Source organism: Xanthomonas sp. D-36-1, from assembly GCF_017746155.1.
Classification (GTDB): Bacteria; Pseudomonadota; Gammaproteobacteria; order Xanthomonadales; family Xanthomonadaceae; genus Xanthomonas; species Xanthomonas cissicola.
On record NZ_JAGHWR010000026.1, the window covers coordinates 34773 to 54447 of the forward strand.

General features: G+C 65.9%; 13 protein-coding genes and 1 pseudogene. 4 read left to right on the top strand and 10 right to left on the bottom strand.

Annotated features, from left to right (window positions below; genetic code table 11):
• Positions 1–29: 29 nt before the first annotated feature.
• From J7367_RS08080 to lpxH, 3 genes and pseudogenes are all read left to right on the top strand, one after another.
• Positions 30–1165: pseudogene (locus J7367_RS08080) on the top strand (glycosyltransferase family 1 protein).
• Entirely contained in the window at positions 1146–1688 is a 543-nt protein-coding gene (locus J7367_RS08085; protein WP_057660348.1) for a phosphatase PAP2 family protein, read from the top strand. The pseudogene J7367_RS08080 and the gene J7367_RS08085 overlap by 20 nt, the downstream one beginning before the upstream one ends.
• A 646-nt stretch (positions 1689–2334) precedes the next feature.
• Complete coding sequence (gene lpxH, locus J7367_RS08090) at positions 2335–3078, top strand: UDP-2,3-diacylglucosamine diphosphatase (protein WP_057661881.1); 744 nt, start codon at positions 2335–2337, stop codon at positions 3076–3078.
• 184 nt (positions 3079–3262) lie between these two features.
• Here lpxH and J7367_RS08095 read toward each other — a convergent pair whose 3' ends face one another.
• The 10 genes from J7367_RS08095 to J7367_RS08140 form a co-directional block, all read right to left on the bottom strand.
• Complete coding sequence (locus J7367_RS08095) at positions 3263–3682, bottom strand: hypothetical protein (RefSeq protein ID WP_057661831.1); 420 nt, start codon at positions 3680–3682, stop codon at positions 3263–3265.
• A 135-nt stretch (positions 3683–3817) separates the two neighbouring features.
• Complete coding sequence (locus tag J7367_RS08100) at positions 3818–5071, bottom strand: zinc-dependent metalloprotease (RefSeq protein WP_057661832.1); 1254 nt, start codon at positions 5069–5071, stop codon at positions 3818–3820.
• 584 nt (positions 5072–5655) lie between these two features.
• Positions 5656–6501, bottom strand: a complete 846-nt coding sequence (locus J7367_RS08105) for a ferritin-like domain-containing protein (protein ID WP_174232311.1) — start codon at positions 6499–6501, stop codon at positions 5656–5658.
• A 174-nt stretch (positions 6502–6675) separates the two neighbouring features.
• Complete coding sequence (gene purF, locus J7367_RS08110) at positions 6676–8142, bottom strand: amidophosphoribosyltransferase (protein WP_003483730.1); 1467 nt, start codon at positions 8140–8142, stop codon at positions 6676–6678.
• Positions 8143–8172: 30 nt separating this feature from the next.
• The gene (locus tag J7367_RS08115; RefSeq protein ID WP_007968935.1) at positions 8173–8919 is read right to left on the bottom strand and encodes a CvpA family protein; all 747 of its coding nucleotides are present in this window, start codon (positions 8917–8919) and stop codon (positions 8173–8175) included.
• Between the two features lie 228 nt (positions 8920–9147).
• The gene (locus J7367_RS08120; protein ID WP_057661836.1) at positions 9148–10236 is read right to left on the bottom strand and encodes an SPOR domain-containing protein; all 1089 of its coding nucleotides are present in this window, start codon (positions 10234–10236) and stop codon (positions 9148–9150) included.
• Positions 10237–10303: 67 nt separating this feature from the next.
• Positions 10304–11602 (bottom strand): bifunctional tetrahydrofolate synthase/dihydrofolate synthase, encoded by a 1299-nt coding sequence (gene folC, locus J7367_RS08125; RefSeq protein ID WP_057661838.1) that lies wholly within the window; start codon positions 11600–11602, stop codon positions 10304–10306.
• Positions 11603–11931: 329 nt separating this feature from the next.
• Positions 11932–12576: a histidine phosphatase family protein gene (locus J7367_RS08130; RefSeq protein ID WP_007968929.1), complete on the bottom strand. Its 645-nt coding sequence runs from the start codon at positions 12574–12576 to the stop codon at positions 11932–11934.
• A gap of 93 nt (positions 12577–12669) precedes the next feature.
• Complete coding sequence (locus J7367_RS08135; RefSeq protein ID WP_176215036.1) at positions 12670–14754, bottom strand: S46 family peptidase; 2085 nt, start codon at positions 14752–14754, stop codon at positions 12670–12672.
• A gap of 243 nt (positions 14755–14997) precedes the next feature.
• Positions 14998–17079, bottom strand: coding sequence for a phospholipase C, phosphocholine-specific (locus J7367_RS08140; protein WP_057661842.1), 2082 nt, complete (start codon positions 17077–17079; stop codon positions 14998–15000).
• Positions 17080–17187: 108 nt separating this feature from the next.
• Between J7367_RS08140 and J7367_RS08145 the strand changes: the two genes are divergently transcribed.
• Complete coding sequence (locus J7367_RS08145; RefSeq protein ID WP_081027860.1) at positions 17188–19608, top strand: TonB-dependent receptor; 2421 nt, start codon at positions 17188–17190, stop codon at positions 19606–19608.
• The last annotated feature ends 67 nt before the right edge of the window (positions 19609–19675 follow it).

Sequence of the window (19675 nt, forward strand, 5' to 3'; positions counted from 1 at the left end):
CGGAAGCTAGTCAAAACGGGAGAACGGGCATGCGCTACGCGATCGTTACCGAAACCTCCCCCCCCGAGGTCAACGGTGTTGCGTTGACCGTGCATGGTCTGGAAACCGGTCTGCGTGCGCGTGGACACCAGGTAGATGTGGTGCGGCCACGCCAGAGCGCCGATACCGCGCCGACCGATGCGCTGCTGGTGCGTGGCGCCTCGTTGCCGCGCTACCCGGGATTGAAATTCGGCCTGCCGGCGACGCAACGCCTCGTCCGTCATTGGCGCAGCACGCAACCGGACGCGATCTATGTGGCCACGGAAGGCCCCCTGGGCTGGTCGGCAATGCGCGCGGCCCGCCGGCTCGGCATTCCGGTCGCCGCCGGCTTCCACACCCGCTTCGACGAATACCTGCCCGACTACGGTGCCGCCTGGCTGCAGGGCACCGCGCTGCGCTGGATGCGGCGCTTCCACAACCAGGCCGATGCCACCCTGGTGCCCACGCGCGAGTTGCAGCAGTTCCTGCGCGACGATGGCTTCGAGCGCGTGCAATTGCTGGCGCGCGCGGTGGATAGCCAGCAATTCGATCCGAGCCGTCGCGATGTCGCATTGCGCGCCGATTGGGGCATCGAAGGCGAAGCTTTGCCGCCATCTATGTGGGGCGTATTGCAAGCGAAAAGAATCTGCCGCTGGCTGTACGCGCCTTTCGCAAATTGCAGCAGATCCGCCCGAAGGCGCGTTTCGTCTGGGTGGGCGATGGCCCGGCGCGCGAGAAGCTTGCGCACGACAATCCGGACTTCATTTTCTGCGGTGTCCAGCGTAGCGATGCATTGGCGCGTCACTTCGCCAGCGGCGATCTGTTCCTATTTCCCAGCCGCAGCGAAACTTTCGGCAATGTGACGCTGGAAGCAATGGCCAGCGGCGTGGCGACGGTCGCTTTCGACTACGGCGCGGCCCGCGAATATCTGCGCAACGGCCATACCGGCGCGGCGGTGGACACCGACGAGGCCTTTATCCAGGCCGCCGACGCGCTGACCGAAGACGACGCACTGCGCCGGCGCATGGGCACGGCGGCGGCGCAGGCGATGAAGAAATTGCATCCGGACAATGTGGTCTCCGATTTCGAAGCCTTGTTGCTGGGAATCAGTGCTGCACGGGGGCGTTATGTCGTCAACGCGGCTTGAGGTCTTGCGCGGTCACGAAGCGCGCTGGTGCCGACGCGCCAATCTGTGGTGCCGACGCAACCCGGTACGGCGTGTCTTCGCCACCATCAGCCGGCTGGGCGACGGCGTGTTCTGGTACGCCTTGATGGGGTTGCTGGTAGTGCTCGACGGCATGGACGGTGTGCGTGCATCGGCGCACATGGCCGCCACCGGCGTGCTTGCATTGACGTTGTACAAGGCGCTCAAACGCTGGACACGGCGTCCGCGCCCGTATGCGGCGGACGTGCGGATTCGCGCATGGGTGGCGCCGCTGGACGAGTTCAGTTTCCCCTCCGGCCATACCTTGAACGCGGTGTCCTTCAGCATCGTGGCGCTGGCCTACTACCCCTGGCTGGCCCCCTTGCTGGTGCCGTTTTCGGCCGGCGTGGCGCTCTCGCGGGTGGTGCTGGGGCTGCATTATCCCAGCGACGTGCTGGCCGCCACGCTGATCGGCGTGCTGCTGGCGAGCCTGTCGCTATGGGGCTTGCCGGTGGTGCTGGGATGAGCGCTGGGGGTTGCGTGATGGCGGCTCGCTGACAGGTAAGCGTAACGGCAAACGGACAGCGACCAAGACGCTGCCCAGTCAGCAGCAAGACCTCTTCGCTTCATCCTTCTCCCTTCGGGACATTGGCCATCTTTGTGGGGGAGAAGGGGCCGCGCAGGGGCCGATGAGGGTACCGTCGAAGCCTCATGCACTCGCCGTCGATGGGCGTTTCGTAAAAGTCGAAAAGAACCCAGCGCAGCAATTGCGACTTCAGCGCGTGGCTTCGCCCCGTACCCTCACCCCCACCCCTGTTCCGCAGGGAGAGGGGATCTTGCACTGACGCTTCGCGGGGATCTTGCGCTGACGGTACGCGGTGGACTGACGGAAGGGTGCCCACCCGCGCGCATGTGCCACGGCACGTGCGACCCGCAGGATGTCTGACTGGCGATCGCCAGCCTGCGGTGTCGTTGCGAGTTGGCCCACCAATCGCCGCGGAGCTGCAATGCTTCTGCGATTCCCGATTCCCGATTCCCGATTCCCGATTCCCGATTCCCGATTCCCGATTCCCGATTCCCGATTCCCGATTCCCAATTCCCAATTCCCAATTCCCAATTCCCAATTCCCGATTCCCGATTCCCGCCCCGCGCTGCCGCCGTACAATGGCGCAATGACGACCCTGTTCATTTCCGACCTGCATCTGGATCCGGCCCGGCCGGCGATCACCGAGTTGTTCCTGGACTTCCTGCGTACGCAGGTGCCCGGGAGCGACGCGCTCTACATCCTGGGCGATCTGTTCGAAGCCTGGATCGGCGACGACACTCCATCCACCGCCGCCGATGCAGTGGCGGTGGCCCTGCATGCAGTGGCAGATTCGGGCGTGCCGGTGTTCTTCATGGCCGGCAACCGCGACTTCCTGGTGGGCGAAGCCTACGCGCAACGGGCGGGCTTCCGGATCCTGCCCGACCCCACCGTCATCGATCTGTACGGGCACACCACGCTACTGATGCACGGCGACTTGCTGTGCACCGACGACACGGCCTACCAGGCCTTCCGCGCGCAGACGCGCGACCCGGTGTTCCAGGCGCAGTTCCTGGCCCAGCCGCTGGCCGCACGCGTTGCGTTCGCGCAGCAGGCGCGCGCGGCCAGTCAGGCGCGGCATGCAGAACTCAAGCAGGGCGACCAGTCGCGCTTCGAAACCGTCACCGACGTGGCGCCGGCCGAAGTGGAAGCCACCTTCGTGCGTTACGGGCTGGATCGACTGATCCACGGCCATACCCATCGCCCTGCCATCCACACCTTGCAGGCCGGCGGCACAACCTGCACGCGCATCGTGCTGGGCGACTGGTACGAGCAAGGCTCGGTCCTGCGCGTGGATGCCGATGGCGTGTCGCTGGAGCAGTTGGCGCTGTAACACAGCCGATCCACATTGCCGTGCCATGGCAGGCGCGGCGGCGCAGTGCTGCATTCAGGGCATGCAGCATGCGCGAAAGCGCGCCTGAGGCCACAGACGCGCGGCGACGCAACGATGGATCGGCAGCGCTTGCCGATCGAGGCGCGCAGCATCGTCAGGTGTGCCAATCAATGACCGCAACGCATCACTGGGCGCTTCGCGCACGCTCGGCGTAGTCGACGAAATCGGCATTCACCACGTCGTACCACAGCAGCGTGCCATCGGCCTGCACGCGGAACCGGTCGCGTACCGGGCTGGTCTGCGGGTCGCCGGGGCAGCCGTCGCCATGGCGTTCGCGCACCGCAAAATCGAACGTGTCCGGCGCAGGCGCATCGCCGTCCTCGGCCATGATGCTAATGCAGTTATCCGGGTACACATGGTCGCCCTGCAAGCGGGCTTCGAGCGCCTGCAGCGCGCGGGCTTGCGCGTCGTCGCTGGGGGGCGGCGCCGGTGCGCTCACGGCAGGTTGGGGTTGCGTGGCGACAGGGTCGGCCGGTTGCTGCTTGCATCCGGCAACCGTCAGCGCGGCCAGGAACACAAGCGCGTGACGCAGGGACGTGGACATGAGAGCTCCGCTCGACAGGGCAGGGCCGGCAGTCACCGGCGATGCCTATAGTCTGCGCGATCCATGCGCGCAGGTGTAGCTGAAAAAGCCCGGCACTTGCGGTGCCGGGCCGGGCTTGGATCGGTCAGCAGACACTCAACGGAAGGCGGCGATCGTGGCCTTGGTGTTGACCAGCACCCGTTGGTTGTCGGCGGTGCTGGCATTGCCCATGGGCACGCCGTTGTAGCTGATGTTGGGGTTGGACCAGTAGTTCAGGCGCGGGCAACCGCTGGTGCAGTCGTAGGCCATGATGGTGCGCCAGCTGTTGCCGTAACGGTAGCCGTGGCCATACGCGTACGGCGAGGTGCTCGGGTCGTTGGTGGCGTCGTGGCGTGCGCTTTGCAGATGCCCGATTTCATGGGCGAAGCTGTAGTAGCCGGTGGCGCAATCCCAGTACACCGACGCAAATGCACTTGCAGCGTTAGAGCCGATCCCCGACGCCAGGCCGCAGTAGCTGCTGTTGTCCAGCACGATGACTCCCACATCCGCCGTGTAGGTGTTGCGGCTGGTGTGGATGCTGTCCATGTAGCCGTCGTTGGTCACGCGGAAACGCTGCAGGTCGGTCGTGAAGTTGCCGGTCTCGGTGTAGCTGGTGGTCTCGTAGCGCGCCAGCTGCAAGGTGATGCCGACATTGCTGTTGATGTAGCCCTGGTTGGCTTCGGCCACCGCCAGTTGCACCAGCGATTGCATGTTGCCGCCGTAAGCGGTCACGGCCTTGTTGGTGGCTACCACCAGCACGCGAATGGTGGCCGGGCTACCTGATGAGGCGGCGGCAGCCGTCACGCGTCCATCGCCGGGCATGTCGAACTTCGGCAGCAGGCTGTAGTCGGCCGGATGCTCCTGCGGCATGCGTTGCTCATCCACCTGCACCAGCACGTGGCGGCCATCGGCCAGCGGACGCAGGCGGTAGAGCTTGCCGGCGTAGCGAATCGTGCCGGTCACGGTGTCGCCGCTGCGCACCAAGATGGCCGAGTTCAGCGGGTCCACGCCAGACAGCGTGCGTGCGCGGGTGCCGGCACGCGGACCGAGATTGCCGTACCACACGCTGTCGCCATCCTCCAGGGCATCGACCTTGGCCTGGGTGGCGGTGATGGCCTGGCCATCCAGCTGCAGTTCCAGCAATTTTTCCGAGGCGGTCACCGCGCCGGCGTCGAGCTGAACCACCTGCGCGTTGGCAGTGGACGGGGCGCTCAACAGGCGCTGCAGCGAAGGTTCGGCTGCAGCGGTAGCGGTGGCACTGCGGCTCAGCGCAGGGCCGGTTTGATACAACGGCTTGCCGGCAGCGGCGGCCGAGCCGGCCAGGCACATGGCGATCAGACCCACCGTGGTGCACATCGACTTCGACTTCATCGTCTTTCTCTCCTAAGACATGAAAGTTACGGATGTGAAACACCGGGCCCCTGTCCCCGGGACGCCATTAGGGCGCGCGTGCCTGTACCGAATGCAAGTTGTTGCAACGGAAAATTATGTTTCTGTGATGTTTACCCATCCCTGGATGCGATTCCAGCAACTCTCGAACGGGGAACCAGCGCACAGTCCTACAGAGCGCGCGTTCGGAAGCAGCGTGTCAAACAAGCACAGGCCATCTTCCCGGACAACGCGGCGATCCTGCGTCGTCATACAGATCGATGCGCTTGGACGTGACTGCGTCCGCCACGCGATGGATGCGTCGATCCTCGCCTGTGTTGCAGGACATCGTGCCGCCTCGGCGTCGGCGTCGGCGTCGGTGCAGATGGCGAGCGCCGCCACGTCGTCATGCGCGGCGCAGCGTGCATCGATGCCCGCCCCATCGGCCATGGGCGTTGACGGTGCTCCCCAATCTGTGGGACGTGACGCGGCGTGGGTGGCGTCATTGAAATCTGCGCACGCATGCGTCAGGTAGATCCACGACACGGGCCACGAACGCAAATTCGCAGCTCGCATGCAGGCCACGCTCAGCCAGCCTGCTCCACCAGGTCGGCTAGTTCGTCCTCGTCGAAACCGGCAAGCAGGCGCGCCTGCAGATTGAACGGCCCATGCAGATAGCCGCCGGCGTATTCGCGCAACAGAGCCTTGAACCGTGCGCGCGGCTCGACACCGGCCTGCTCGCAATACCAGCGGTACCAACGCGAGCCGGCGGCCACGTGCGCCACTTCTTCGCGCAGGATGGTTTCGAGTACCTCGGCAGTAGCGGCATCGCCGAGCGAACGAAGTTTGACGATCATTCCCGGCGTTACGTCCAGGCCGCGCGCTTCGAGCACGCGCGGCACCAGGGCCATGCGCGCCAGGCCGTCGTGTGCCGTCTTCTCGCACATTTCCCACAACCCGTTATGCGCGGCGAAATCGCCGTAGTCGTGGTCGTGCGCGTGCAATCGTGCGCGCAGCAGCATGAAGTGGCGCGATTCGTCGTCGGCCACCGCGACCCAATCGGCATAGAACGCCGCGGGAAGCCCGCGGAAGCGATACACCGCATCCCAGGCCAGATCGATGGCGTTGAGCTCGATGTGCGCAATGGCGTGAATAAACGCGGCGCGCCCTTCCGGCGTGCCCAGTCCACGGCGCGGCAAGTCGCGCGGATGCACCAGCAGCGGCGTTGCCGGACGCCCCGGCATGCGGATCGGCGCAGGCGCAGGCGCCGACGGATCGAGCGTCAGGACGCCTTCGCGAAAGGCGGCTGCGTAGTGCTGGGTCAGCGCGACTTTCTGTCGCGGGTCGGCCTGGTCCAGGCACAGGCGCGCAGCGTCGAACAGATCCGCACTTGCGAACGGATCGCTGCTCATGCCGTTGGCCGTACGGGGCAATGGCGCGCTGCAGAAACGGACTGCGCTTGCACGCCTTCGGTCGCAGGTACCTGCCCGTTGCGCAGGCGCGCGTCATCGAGCGTGTCGATGGCTGCAGTGTTTTGTTTGCCACTGGCTGCCGACACCATCCGCATGCCAACCAGGGCGGCCAATCGGCCAACCTGGTTCGGTGACTCAGGCGCGGCGACGCTTCTTGGCATCGTCCGAGCGCAGCTGCTGGATGCGTTCGAAATACCCCGGTTCGATACCGGTGATGTACTCGCCGTTGAAGCAGGAAGAATCGAACTGCTTGATGTCCGGGTTACCTTCGCGCACCGCCACTTCCAGGTCTTCCAGATCCTGGTAGATCAACCAGTCGCAGCCCAGGAACTCCTGGATTTCCAGCTCGCTGCGGCCATGCGCGATGAGCTCTTCGGCGGCCGGCATGTCGATGCCGTAGATGTTGGGGTAGCGCACCGGCGGCGCAGCCGAGGCCAGGTACACCTTGCGTGCACCGGCATCGCGCGCCATCTGCACGATCTGCCGGCTGGTGGTGCCGCGCACGATGGAATCGTCCACCAGCAGCACCACGCGGTTGCGGAATTCCAGATGGATCGGGTTGAGCTTGCGGCGTACCGATTTCTGCCGTTCGCCCTGCCCCGGCATGATGAAGGTGCGGCCCACGTAGCGATTCTTGACGAAGCCCTCGCGGTACTTCACGCCGAGCACGTTGGACATCTCCAACGCCACATCGCGCGAGGTGTCCGGGATCGGAATGATGGTGTCGATGTCATGGTCCGGGCGCAGGCGCAGGATCTTTTCGCCCAGCTTCAGGCCCATGCGCATGCGCGCCTTGTGCACCGAGATGTTGTCGATCATCGAATCGGGGCGCGCGAAATACACGTACTCGAAAATGCACGGCGCGTTGTTGGTCGGCGCCGCGCAGACTTCCGAGAACAGTTCGCCGCGCGCGGTGATCACCAGCGCTTCGCCCGGGCGCACGTCGCGCACGCGCTGGTAGCCGAGGATATCCAGCGCTGCCGATTCGGAGGACACGATGTATTCGGTGCCTTCGGCATGCTCGCGCTTGCCCAGCACCAGCGGGCGGATGCCGTGCGGGTCGCGGAACGCCACCAGGCCCAGGCCCAGCACCACGCTGACCACCGCGTAGCCGCCCTTGCAACGGCGGTGCACGCCGGCCACCGCGCGGATCGCCGCTTCGGGGGTGAGCATGCGCTGCGCGTCCAGCTCGTAGGCGAACACGTTCAACAGCACTTCGCTGTCCGAATCGGTATTGATATTGCGGCGGTCGGCTTCGAACACCTGTTGGCGCAAGGCCTCGGTGTTGATCAGGTTGCCGTTGTGCGCCAGCGCGATGCCGTAGGGCGAGTTGACGTAAAACGGCTGCGCCTCGTCCATGCCTTCCGAACCTGCGGTCGGGTAGCGGCAATGGGCGATGCCGACGCGGCCTTCCAGCACCGCCATCTTCTTTTCGTCGAAGACGTCGCGCACCAGGCCGTTGGCCTTCTGCACGCGCAGGCGCGTGCCATCTGCGGTGGCGATGCCTGCGGCGTCCTGCCCACGATGCTGCAGGACGGTCAGCCCGTCATACAGCTGCCCGGCGACGTTCTGGTTGCCGACAATACCGACGATGCCACACATGGTGCGCGTTCTCCGCTTCGGCTTGCGCCGTTACTGTGAAGGTGGCCGTGCCTGGCCTTGGGATTCGACCCGAGCCGGGTCGCTTTCTCCGCCGCGAACCTGCGCCGGATCGATGTTGGCCGGCATCGCCTGCGTCGGATCGCGTCCGTCGCCAGCCGTCTTGCCGGGTTTGCCAAGCGCACGGGTGATGGTGTCGCTCAGCCCGGAACCGCCAAGTGCCTTGCCCAGGTCCGTATTATCGCCTGCCGAAGGCAACTTCCCCAACTCCGTGGGCAAGTTGCCCAGTTCCATTGATGGCATCTCCATCGACGGCATCCGCCAGGCCGGCAGTTGCGCCCGCATCCAGCCGGCGCCCGGCTGCAGCATGGGCAGCAGCACCGACTGGCGCCAGGACGGCTCGCGCGGCAGTGGCGTGAAGCCCATCAACAGCACCAGCACGCTGGCCAGAAACGCGCCGCGCACCACGCCCAGACCGAACCCGAGCATGCGGTCGGTACCGCCGAGCTTGACCGCATCCACGCCCGCGCGGATCACCATGCCGATCACCGCCACGGTGATCAGCACACCGACGAACACCATGGCGTAGCCGCCGAACGATTCGGTCGCAGACGGGTGCTTGCCATCGGCCAGCCAGCGCGCGGCCGCGCCGCCGAACAGGAAGGTGGCCCAGCCGGCCAGCAACCACGACAACGTGCCCACAACGATGGCGACAAAGCCACGCAGCAAGCCCAACAGGGCCGACACCAGAATGATGACGCCCAGCACCATGTCGATCATGGGCAACCTCTCCGCGTGGCGCGCGCGCCGTGAGTGCAATTGGGCTCGGTCGTCATTGCCCTCCCCTCCATGGGTGCGAGGCGTTCGAAAATCCAGCAGCTGCAGGCGCGCAGTGCAGGCAGTCAACAGACACGTGGCGGTCCGCCGGCAGTGCAGTGTACGAGCGGCTGCCACGTGTGCGGCTGCCACGTGTGCGGCGGCCGCGTTTGCTTACGGCCGGCATGGCGGTTACGGATGCGGACGCACCATGCCGGAGATACCGACCTTGGCTGCCACCTGCGCGCGCAACTGTTCGGCATCGCTGCGATTGGCGACCGGTCCGACACGCACACGATTGAGTGCGCCCTTGTCGGTCCGCACCTGCTCGACGAAGGCGCTGAAGCCGGCGGCGCGCACGCGGTCGCGCAAGGCGTCGGCATCTTCGGCACGACCGAACGCGCCCAGCTGCACTGCAAACCCGACCGCACTGGCGGCAGGCGCTGCCGGCGCGGTGGCCACCGGCTTGGCAGGCTCAGGTTTGACAGCCACTTCAGGCTTGGCGGCTGCGGGCGTAGCGGTTACAGGCTTGGTAACTTCGGGCTTGGCCGGCGCGGGCTTGGCCACATCGGCCGGCTTGGGCGCGGCAGCCACCGGCTTGGCGGGTTCCGGCGGCAGGCTCTCGGTCCTGGTCGGGGCGGTGGTGCTGGCGGCGGCGACGCTGCTGCCGGGTTTGGCGGCAGGTGCAGGCGCAGGCGCAGGTGCGCTGGCGACCGGCGCCGGCGCGGCGGCGTTGGCGTCCAACGTCACCACCTGGGCGTTGACGTCGCTGCGCACCTTCACTGCCTGCAGGCGGGCCGATTCGGCCTGGGCCTGGTCGGCATACGGCCCCACGCGCACGCGCCAGGCCGGGCGGCCACTGATCTGGGTCTTTTCGCTGAAGCCGGGCAACTGCGCCTGCTTGAGCCGCGCAATCACCGCGTCGGCGTCGGCGCTGGTGGCGTATGCACCGAAATTCACCGCGTAGTTGCCGGCAGCCACTTCAGGAGCCGAGGGCGCGCTGGACGGAGCGGCCAGATCGGCGGCGTCGGGGTTGTTCTGCACCGGCGCCGGCGCGCCGGCCATGCCTAGCGCGCCACCGGCCGGCGCATTGCCCGGGGTGACCAGCGGCAATTCGCGGGTTTCGAACTCGCCATTGGCGGGCGCTGCGGGCGCCTCGAGCGGCACATCGGCCACACCGCTCGACGGCGCGGGGCCCTTGACCAGCATCGGCAGGAAGATCACGGCAAGCGCCACCAGAACGATGGCGCCAATCAGTCGCTGTTTCAGAGCAGTATCCACGGAAGAGACGAGAGGCGGCGTGGCGGGGTGCCGCGGCGATTATAAGGCCGGCGCCACCCCGACAACCTCAGCGGGCTGAACGAAGTGCGCCAAGCGCGTCGGCCACGGTGTGAAACGAGCCGAAGATCAGCACGCGGTCGCCGGGGCTGGCCGCGCCCAGGACCGCGCGCACTGCGCCGGCAACATCGCGATGACACGGCGCCTGCGCGGCGGCACTGCCTTGCAGGCGGGCCTGCAAGGCCTGCGCCGATTGGCCGCGCGCACCTTCCAGCCCCGCCAGCACCCAGTGGTCGATCTGCCCAGCCACTGCCTCCACCACGCCCAGCACATCCTTGTCGGCCAATGCAGCGTAGATCGCATGGGTGCTGCCGGCATACGCCTGCGTACCGAGCGCGGCGGCCAGCGCGCGCGCAGCCTGCGGGTTGTGGCCGACATCCAGCAATACCTGCACGCCATCGACCTCAAGCCGCTGCAGTCGTCCGGCCACTTGTGCGTTAGCGATGCCCTGCGCCCAGGCCGCGTCGGGCACCTCCACCGGCAAGGCCTGCAATGCGGCGATCGCGGCAGCGGCGTTGGCCAGTTGCACCGGCGCGTGCAATGCCGGCATCGGCAATTCCAGCGTCACCGCCACATCGCGCCAGCGCCAGTGCGGCGCATCGGATTGCGGGGCCTCAGCGTGCGGTGTGTCGATCGGCTCGAAGAAATAATCGCTGCCTGCACGGATCGCATTGGCGCCCAGCTGGTAGGCGCGACGCAGCACGCTGGACGGCGGGTCGATCTCGCCCAGCACCACCGGCTTCCAGGCGCGGATGATGCCGGCCTTCTCGGTGCCGATGGCCTCGCGGTCGTCGCCCAGCCAGTCGGTGTGATCGAGATCGACAGTAGTGATCACCGCCACATCCGAATCGACGATGTTGACCGCATCCAGGCGCCCGCCCAGGCCGATTTCCAGCACGGCCAAATCCAGTGCGGACTGCTGAAACAACCACAGCGCTGCCAGCGTACCGAACTCGAAATAGGTCAGCGCGGTGTCGCCGCGTGCTGCTTCGACCGCCACGAACGCGTCGACCAGCTGCGCGTCGCTGGCCTCGTAGCCATCGATGCGCACGCGTTCGTTGTAGCGCAGCAGATGTGGCGAGGTGTAGGCCCCCACCTTCCAGCCGGCGGCACGCCCGATCGCCTCGATGAAGGCCACCGTCGAGCCCTTGCCATTGGTCCCGCTCACGACGATGACATGCTTGGCCTGCGCGGCGATCTGCAACCGCGCGGCAACCTCGCGCACGCGCTCCAGTCCCATGGCAATGGCGTTGGGATGCTGCTGCTCGATATAGGCGAGCCAGGCGGAGAGAGAGTCGGTTGCGTTCATGGGGAGGGCTGCGCAGAGAGGGGCACATTATCGCCATTTGCGCTTGCGCAACGCACGCCACGTCGGTGTTGGATGTATCGCGCGTGCTTGGTTAGAACGACGCAGCTCGGTTGATCGCGCATGGTGACGAACGCCGTCACCAGCGCATCCCAGGACGTTTAGCGATCACCCCAAGACGCAGCCCCGACACGGAGCGTTGACTACGCAACCGCACCGAGGCCTGTTCCACCAACTCACCTAAACCTGCAAGCGTGTATCAACGACGTTCGGCATTTTGGCACCTGCAACGACATGGCGTGTCATTGGTGATCCAGCGTCCTTGCCTCGCCTTACAACGCCCGATGCTTTGCCTCACCAAAGAACGGTGTGTGGTGCGCACAGTCGTTGAGGCGCACCACTTCGAGATGCTCCACGTCATCGCCTTCGAGCAGGTTCAGCGTGGTCGGGGCCTGGCGGAAGCTCCATAGCTTGGACAACGGCAGGCCCAGGATCTTGCACAGGATCACGCGATTGACCGCATCGTGCGCAACCACCAGCAAGGTGTCGTGCGCGCCCAGCCCATCGGCGGCGCGCACCAGGCCGCGCCAGCTGCGATCGAGCACCTGACGCAGCGATTCGCCACCTGGCATCAACACGGTATCCGGTTCCTCGCGCCATGCGCGCAGGCGGGCCGGGTCCTTGTCGTTGATCTCGCTGGCCAGCAGGCCTTCCCATTCGCCGTGCGCAATTTCCTGCAGGTCGGCATCGGTCTGCAGCAGCGCCTCGCGCGAAACGCCCAACGCGGCCTTGGCAGTGGCCTGCGCGCGCGACAACGGCGATGCCACCGCGCGGTCGATCTGCAGCGAATGCAGCCGTTCGCCCAACGCGCGCGCCTGGCCTTCGCCGACCGGCGAGAGCGGAATATCGATCTGGCCCTGATAACGGCCTTCGGCGTTCCACGGCGTCTCGCCGTGACGAGCAAGCAGGATGCGCATGCGCTGGGAGGTTCCTTGGGGGAGGGGCCCGCTCGCCACAGCGAAACGGGACCGCATGATAACCCCTGGCGCCTGCGCGCCGGCCGCCCCGCCTCAGCGCACGCCGAGTTCCTTCAACAACTGTGGCGCCGGAGCGACCTCGGTCATGATCCAACGCAGATAGCGGCTGTCCACGGCGATCATGCGGGTCATTGCCGGGTCGAAGATCCAGTTGCTGCTCACCGACTCCCAATTCCCGTCGAACGCCAGGCCGACCAGCTTGCCCTGCGCGTCCATCACCGGCGAACCGGAGTTGCCGCCGGTGATGTCCAGGTCCGACAGGAAATTGACCGGCACCGAGCCCAGGCGCTTGTCCTCCAGCCCCGCGTAGCGCTTGGCCTTGACCGCATCCAGCAGGGCCTTGGGCGAATCGAACGGATCGGCGCCGGTCTCCTTGGCGGCCACCCCTTCCAAGGTAGTGAACGGTGTGTAGGCCACGCCATCTTTCGGGGCGTAGCCCTTGACGTTGCCGAAGGTGATGCGCAGCGACAGATTGGCATCCGGATAGACCGATTCGCCCCGGCTCTTCCTGTAGTCGGCCAGGGCTTGCAGATACACCGGCCGCGCCTTGAGCTGCTCGCCGGTACGCAGTTTGTCCTCGCGCTCGATCTGCAACAGGGCCGGGGTCACCGCCACGGCGTACTGGATCGCCGGGTCGGTGCTGGCTTCGAAGGCGGCCCGGTCGGCGGCAAGCCACTTCACCCGCGTTTGCGTGCTCCCCAGCGCCGTGCCATCGAGCTTGCCCACGGCCGCCTGCACGGCCGCCGCATCGCGGCCGCCCAACCACTGGTCCAACGCGGCGATGCGCTGGTTGGCCGGCAGCTTCAGGTACTGGCCGAGCCAATACCGTTGCAGCTGACGATCCATGGCCGGCACGTAACGGCGCTCCATCTGCTTCATCGTCGCTTCGATGGCCGGCAGGTCGCGGTCCTGGTACCCGGATTCGCGTTGCGCATCGGGCTTGGCACGCTCCAGCGCCAGCCGGTACAACGTCACCGCGGCACCCACCGTGCCGGTGGAGTCGAACTGGCGCAGCACGAAGTCGCGCTGTTGCGTGGCCTGGGCCTGCTTGAGCAGCTTGACCAAGGTGTCGTGCGCCGCAAGCGCGTTGCGCCCGCTCGCGCCCCGGCCCTCGAGCCAGGCCAGCACTGCCGCTTCGTCGGCCTGCTTGGTGGCCTGCGCACCAATGCGCTTGAAACCTTCCAGTTGGCCGTCGAAGTTCTTGGCGGAGTTATTGAGGCTGGCGACGGTGCTGGCATATTTCACCTGGACGTCGGGATCCTGCTTGCCTGCCTGTTCGATCAGGCCGATCACGTCCTTCAACTGCTGGCCGACCACCGGGTAGGTCCAGTTGGCGGTGTTGTCGAATTCGGCAGCCAGCGCGTAGCGATTGGTGCGGCCCGGATAGCCGGCCACCATTACGAAGTCGCCGGCGCCCAGTGGCTGGTCGGCGAACGTCAGGAAGTGCTTGGGCTGGTAAGGCACGTTGTCCTTGGCGTAGGCGGCGGGCTTGCCGTCCTTGCCGACATAGGCGCGATAGAACGAGAAATCGCCGGTGTGGCGCGGCCACATCCAGTTGTCGATGTCGCCGCCGAACTTGCCCACGCTGCCGGGCGGCGCATAGACCAGGCGCACATCCTTGATCTCCAAGCTCTTGAACAACCGGTAGGCGTTGCCCCCGGAAAAACTGAAGAACTGGCAGCGGTAACCCGGCTGTGCTTCGCAGGACGCGATCTGTTGCTTGCTGAAATCCTCCAGGGCCAGCGTGCGCTTGAGCGCATCGTCGCCTGCAGTGGCCATCGCGGCCTTTGCCGGCGCCGTGACGTCGGCAATCGCATCGAGCACGTAGATGCGCGCACTGGGCCCTGCGCTGAGCTCGTCGGCAGGGCGTACGGCGTTGAACCCGTCCTTGATCAGGTTCTTTTGCGCGGTGGAGTTGAGCTGGATCGCGCCATAGGCACAGTGGTGGTTGGTGACGACCAGACCCTGCGGCGAGACGAAGCTGGCGGTGCAACCACCCAAGGCGACCACGGCGCCCATCGGATCGCCGGTCAGGTCGGCCAGTTGCCGAGGCGAAAGCCGCAAGCCTGCTTGCTGGAGTGGCCCGGCGAGCTCGGGCAGTTGTTGTGGAACCCACATCCCCTCGCCCGCCTGTGCAGATGAAGCGACGGCCAACGTGGCCAGCACGGAAACGGCGAACAGGTTTGGACGCATCGACAGCCCCACGGGTCATTTTCGTTACAGTGTAACGCCAACACCCACTGGCAAACCCATGGCCGATGGCAGGGTCGGCACGCGCGCGCTCCGCACGCGCTCGCGCACGTTTGCCGCGCAGCAGGCGTCAGCGGATTCGCCTGCTGCGTACCGCGGCCGAGCACCGGCCTAGACGCGGCCGAATGCGGGGTCGCTGCGGCTGGGCCTGCCGGTTTCCAGATGTCCGGCCAGACGGCAGCGGAAGGCGCTGCCCGGTTGTTCCACCACCAGGTCGTACCAGTGATCGCTGGCGGCAAGGGCCAGGCGAATGGTCTCGCGCTGACCTGCGGCCAGCGGCAAGGTGCGCGCACTTGGGTCTGCGTAGTCCAGGGCACGCAGCTGCACGGTGCAGGCGCGCTGCCCGGCATTGCCGATTTCCAGCACCAAGGCGTCGCCCTCCTGTCGCGCCTCCACCCATGGCGCGGCCGATGGCGCTGTGGCACTTGGCACCCGCCCGGCGAACTCGCGCAAGAAGCCATTGGGTCCGTGCACGCGCAAGGCGTATGCACCCTCGTGCGTGGCCCCGATCGGCGCATCGTCCAATTGCGTGCCCGGCAGCACCGTGTAATACCAGGGCCCGCCGCTGGCCGCACTGCTGTAGACGTTGAACGCCGCAGCCGCCGCGCCGCTGTTGACGAACTGCAACTGCACGGTGGCACCGTCTTGCACGCGTGCATGCACCTGCAAGGCGTATGGCAATGCGCGCGCCGGCCGTTGCCCCGGTTCCTGCCGCGGCATCGTCGCGGCGGCAGGCACAGATGGCAGCGGCTTATCGCGCACGGCAGCGGTGCGTGCGCGATAGTCGTCGACCGACGGCAATGCGCTCAACGCCGAATCGTCCGGCTTGCGGAAGTCGAACACGCTGGTGAGATCGCCGCTGACCGCACGCCGCCACGGGCTGATGTTCGGCTCGGCCACGCCGAAGCGGCGTTCCAGCAGACGCAGCACCGAGGTGTGATCGAACACCTGCGAGTTGACCCAGCCACCACGCGTCCACGGCGAGATCACCAGCATCGGCACGCGAATGCCCAGGCCGATCGGCACGCCGTCGTAGACCTCGCCACGCGTGTCGACATTGCTGCGCCCCATGCGTGCGTCCAATGCCGGCAACGGCGCGGGCACGTGATCGAAGAAGCCGTCGTTCTCGTCGTAATTGATGATCAGCGCCGTCTTGGCCCACACCTCGGGATTGGCGGTGAGCGCATCGATCAGACGCGCCACCAGGGACTCGCCATATGCAGGCGGCGCTTCGGGGTGTTCGCAATACGCAGTGGGCGGAATGACCCACGACACCTGCGGCAGGCGATCGGCCCGCACATCGGCAGCGATCGCGGCGACCAGATGCTCGGCCTGGGTGGTGGCGGCATTGTCCGCGGTGGAACCGGGCACGCATGCACGTGCACGCCGGTAACGTTCGTCGTCGGCGCGTAGATCGCGATAGTGCGAGAAATACGCCAGCGAGTTGCAGCCGAAGTTGTCGTATTCCTGATACACGCGCCAGTCCACGCCGGCAGCCTGCAAACGCTGCGCGTACGTGGTCCACCGCAGTGCTGCGTAGCCGGGCTTGTCGCGCGCCATGTCGGCGGTCCAGTTGCCATCGTCGGCATTGGTGACCGCCTGGGCGCCAACGTTGCCCACGCTTGGACCGCTGGTACCGGTGAACAGATACATGCGGTTGGGATTGGTCGGCCCGTGCAGCGAGCAGTAATAGCCGTCGCAGATGGTGAACGCGTCGGCAAGCGCGTGGTAGTACGGGATGTCGTGACGCTGGAAATATCCCATCGTCAATTCCCCCTTGTACGGTACCCACGCATCGTATTCGGCCCAGCGTACCGGGTCCTGCCCATGACCGGCCTTCCAGGAATGATCCAGACTCTTGATCAAGGGCGCGCAGGTAGTTTGCGAATCGAACGCGAACGGCAGCAAGCGTCGTCCGTCGGGCGTGGGCTGACTCCATACCGCATGGCCATCGCGCAGTTGCAGCGCGCGCGGATCGCCAAAGCCGCGCACGCCGCGTAGCGCGCCGAAATAATGATCGAACGAGCGGTTTTCCTGCATCAGGATCACCACATGTTCGAGATCGCGCAACGTGCCGGTCCGCGCGTTGGCCGGCAGCGCGAGTGCGCGACCGATCGAAGACGGCAAGGCGCCGGCAGCGGTGAGCGCGGCAACGCGCTTGAGGAAATCGCGACGCGAGGAAGAAGACGTCATGGCGGCAGAACCTGCAAAGAAAGTGGTGCCTTTGTCACCGCGCAGCGCGGCTGGACACGACACGTATAGCGGGCGAGCACGACAGTTTTGCGACAGCGACCGTCATCAATGTTTCATGAGCCGTTGACACCCTGCGTCGCGAAACGCCGGCTTTGCACCGTGCGTCCGCCCTCAGCCGTGGCCGAACAGGACTCCCCCATGACTTCCGCTCGTCGCTTTCATGTCACCCCGCTGGCGCTTGCCCTGGCAACGCTGCTTCCCGTCATTTCGCAGGCTGCGACACCGGCCGACCCGGCTGCCGTGGCTCCGGCAGAGGCAGCGGTGACCGCCGATGCCGCCGCCAATGCCACGCAACTGGATGCGATCAACGTGGTGTCACAAGGCAGCACGCGCCAGGTGCAACGCATCAGCCAGCAGGACATCGAGCAGCTGACGCCCGGTAGCAGCGCATTCAAGGCAGTGGAAAAACTGCCGGGCGTGCAGTTCCAGTCCGCCGATCCATTCGGCACCTACGAATGGTCCACGCAGGTGACCCTGCACGGCTTTGATCAAAGCCGTCTGGGTTACACGCTCGATGGCATTCCACTGGGCAACATGAGCTATGGCGTGACCAATGGCCTGCACATCACGCGCGCCATCATTTCGGAAAACCTCGGTTCGGTGGAAATTGCGCAAGGGGCAGGCGCGCTCGGCACCGCCTCCAACACCAATCTTGGCGGCACCATGCAGTTCTACTCGGCCGACCCGCAGACCACGCCCGGCGCACGCCTGGTGCAGACGGTGGGCAGCGATGCAACGCGCCGCACCTTCGTGCGTGCCGACACCGGCGATCGCGATGGGTTGTCGGCGTATCTGTCCTACGCCAATGCCAGCACCGACAAGTGGAAGGGCTATGGCGATCAGACATCCGAACAGGCCAATCTCAAGACCGTGTACCAATGGGGCGACGGCAACCGCCTGAGCCTGTTCGTGGACACCTCGCGGCGCAAGGAATACGACTACATGGATCTGTCGTTGACCAGCCAGCGCGCGCTCGGCTGGGACTACGATTACCTGCAACCGGATTGGGCCACCGCCGTGCAGATGGCACGCGCCTACCAGAACACCGGGGCCACCAGCGGTGTGGCCAACGGCTACCCACAATCGCTTGCCGGTCTGCCCAGCGACTACAGCTGGCTCGATGCCAGTTATTACGCCGGCGGCGGCTTGCGTCGCGACAACCTGGCAGGCTTGTCTGGCAGCTTCGTGTTTGGCGGCGCCACGCTCGATGCCAGTGGCTATTACCACGGCAATCGTGGCGAAGGCCAATGGGTGACGCCGTACGTGCGCACCTCCGCGCAGATTCCAGTGTCGATGCGCACCACCGACTACGGCCTGGACCGCTTCGGCGGCACCAGCGCATTGAAATGGTCGTGGGGCAATCACGATCTGGAAGTGGGCGCATGGGCAGAAAACGCGCGCACCACGCAGGGCCGCAATTACTTCGCGCTCGGCAACGAAGGTTACACCTCGCTCTACAACGTCTACCAAGCACAGACCCCGTTCCGTCGCGACTTCCTGCAGCGCTACACCACGCAAACCCGGATGTTGTATGTGCAGGACACCGTGCGCCTGCTCGACGACCGCCTGACCCTGAATTACGGCGCAAAGGCGCTCAGCACCACCACGCGCGCGCAATCGCTGGTGCCGACCACCGCGCTGGCACAGGGCCGCATCCGCGCCGAAGATAATTCCCTGCCGCAGCTGGGCGTGAACTACAAGCTCGACGAACGCCAGGACCTGTACGCGTCCTACAGCAAGAACATCGCGGCGTTCGGCTTCACCCCGTTCGCCACCTCGCAGGCCGCCTTCGACCGCAGCCGCTCCACGCTGGAGCCGGAACAATCGCAGACCGTGCAGGTAGGCTATCGCGTGCAGGATGCGCAGTTCCAGCTCTCGGCCGACGCCTACTTCACCAAGTTCTCCAACCGCCTGCTGACCACCTCGCCGTGCACCGCGGTGCAGACCTGCGCCTCGATCCTGAGCAACGTCGGCGCGGTGCACAGCGCCGGCGCGGATCTGGCGCTGATGTGGCGCCCGACCGAAGGCCTGAGCTGGTTGAACTCGTTGTCGTGGAACCGCTCGCGTTACCAGGACGATTACCTCAACAACGGCGTGGTCGCCACCTCCGGCAAGGACGTGGTCGGCATCCCGGCGTTGATGTTCTCTTCCAGCGCCAGCTACCAGATCGGCAACCTGCGCCTGGATCTGGACGGCAAGTACGTGGACAAGCGCTACATCACCTTCCTCAACGATTCGCAGGTGCCGTCGTACTGGCTGTTCAATGCCGGCGCGCGTTACGACTTCGGCCGTGTCGGCGGGGTAGCGGATGTGGCGCTGGCGCTCAACATCAGCAATCTCACCGACAAGCGCTACTTTGCCAGCACCGGCACCAACGGCTACGTCGCTTCCGATCCGGATGGCTACAACCAGACCATGGTGGTCGGCGCACCGCGGCAGTACTTCATGAGCCTGGATGTGAAGTTCTAAGCTAGGCTGACAAGCATTGGAGCGAAGCTGGCGGCGATGACGCACGCCTGCGAGGGCCCAACGCGCT